Here is a 2,357-nt window from a genome sequence, read left to right on the forward strand (position 1 = left end):
TGAAGTCTTCGGTGACTTGCGCTTCCTTGCCCGCACGGATTTTGGTGCAGAAACCATCGATGGTGTCCTGCGTCTGGATGGCGTCGGTGCCGAACAGGGAATTCTGTTTCAGGCCCACCTTGTCTTCGATGATAACTGCCGAAATGCCGAGACGTTCGAGCGTACGCACCGTGAAGCCGAAGTGTTCTACCTTTCCACCCGTATCGCCGTCAAAGATGACCGGCTTGGTCGTGACTTCGAGCGTGTCGTTCAGGTCGTGCAGGCGGGTCGTGAGGTCCACTGCCTCGATATCGGGCTTACCCTTGCTGGTAGAATCGGTAAGGGAAGAAGACCACATGCCGTCGAATTCGCGGACGCAGCCGTCGATTTCGACGCTGGTATGTTCGGCAATAAGGCCCGTAAGGCCGTTGTGCGATTCCAGAATGCGGACAATTGGCTTTGCCGCAATCAGACGGCGTAGTGCAGAAAGTCTTGCCTGCGGCGTGGTGCCCAGGCTGTCCATTTCCTTCTTGAGACCCGTAGAGGTGATGCCCTTGGTATACGGGATTTCGATGACCTTGCCGCCCTGGGCTTCCATGACCTTGAAGACTTCGTCACGGATGAACTTGTCCGGTCCGTAAAGCCAGTCGTCGCCGTGGATAATGTAGTCGGGCTTGTATTTTTTCAGGTTTTCGACGTAGCTCCATTCGTCTTGCGGAACCACCTTGGAAACCCCGCGGATATTCTCGATTACATTCTTACGCTGTTCGTAGTTCAGGTAGGGAAGGCGCTTATGGGTTGCAATTGCCTTGTCAGTAAAAAGTCCAATCATCACGTCACCGTACTTGGCACCTTCATTGATAATGTTGATGAGGCCTGGGTGCATGATGTCACCGATCATTCCTAAGTAAACTATTTTTGGCATAAAAACCTTTTATATTACAAATATTTTTTTAAGAACCAAAGTGGTTGCATTTTTTGAAAAGAAAATATCTTAACTGGTTATTAAATATACATCTGTGGGCGCCCTATTGTCAAGCGATATGCATGCGAAAAGCCCTGTTCGCTGTTTGTTTTTGTTCTTTCTTGGAACCGTTAAATATCGGTATGATTAGATTTTAAGATTTAGTTTATTGCTGTTTTTATCCAGCCAATCAAGACGGTTGATGTACCAATTGCGAAAATCAGTGTATGCGTTGGTGTATGATGAATAACCCTTATGATGAAGAGGGTTGAGGAAACTTTCTAATTTATGCCATTTTTTTTCTTCATTTACGTAAGGATGTTCTAAAAGCATACCTATACTCGTTATCGAGGCTGCATAATTTTTTATGATTGGGCTCATTTCTTTCCAAATTGAATCTGCATATTGGGAGAATGATTTGTTCTTGAAAAAAGGGAGCAACCATATTTTTTTTTGCCTAAAACCATCTGTAGGAATTGTTGCATTTATATCCCATCCTGGATATCCATATGCCGCATCCATGTCCCATAGTGGGCCCATTTCAACTAAACCATTTTCTCGTACAATTAAGAATGAACTAGTATAGTAAGCGTCAAGATTTTTGCTGAATTCCTGAAGCCAAAAATATTTAGTGAATTTTTCGGCATCTATCCATTGACTGTATTCATCTCCTTTGGAAACCTTATCACTAGAAATGAATTTTTGAAAGTTATCAAGGTGCTCGGTAACTTGTTTAAGCGCTTTTTCATTGGCGTTCTTGGGCCAATGAATTTTGAATGGATATGTAAATCCGTCTACATAAATTGTCTGGTCGTTGGCTTTTGTTTTTGCATCAATTTCTAACAAAAAATCGTTATCGTTAATTGCTACTCGGTGTGTTGTTTTTTTTATGGTCTCCGTAAATGCGTAGATTCCTTGGTAATTATTGTTAAGGTATAGCTCTATAAAGTGTATTTGCGGATTCCATGTGTCGCTGATTTCGTGAAATAACTTATATGAAATGTAATTTTTCAGCATGCTTTTGTCTGCGTAATTGGCAATGAGCGCCCACTCACGATCTTTGTGGATGCCAAATAAAGATTCTTTTGTGTTGAATTTGATTTTATAACTTTTCTTTGGAGAATGGGTCCACGAGCTATTCCCTCTTCCTCTTATAGTCAGCTCCATCACTTCGCTTTCGGGGGCGTCCGCGCCCCATACTTGCAGCTTGGCGGGGATCTCTGTTTCGCGGTCCTTGATTTCGCGACGGTTCTCGGTCTCGATGACTATCCGCGGGATGCCCGCGTAGGGGTATTCAGTGTCGTCCAGGGGGATGTATTTTGTGATGCTGGGTGACTGTTCCTGCGTGGCTCCCGAAGCCGGTGTTGCGCTGTGGGCCGTCTCGCGCACGTTGAATGCGTTCTCGGAGGGGAAT

The 2,357-nt window shown here is 44.6% G+C and carries 2 protein-coding genes; both read right to left on the minus strand.

Translation table 11 applies throughout. From position 1 onward, the window contains the following. Positions 1-904: isocitrate lyase/phosphoenolpyruvate mutase family protein (locus Q0628_RS10600; RefSeq protein ID WP_298770858.1), on the minus strand; the 904-nt coding region annotated here is incomplete at its 3' end. Between the two features lie 186 nt (positions 905-1,090). Next, a partial coding sequence (locus Q0628_RS10605; RefSeq protein WP_298770860.1) for a CotH kinase family protein occupies positions 1,091-2,357 on the minus strand: 1,267 nt, incomplete at its 5' end.

Origin of the sequence: uncultured Fibrobacter sp. (assembly GCF_937877005.1) — a bacterium.
Taxonomy (GTDB): domain Bacteria; phylum Fibrobacterota; class Fibrobacteria; order Fibrobacterales; family Fibrobacteraceae; genus Fibrobacter.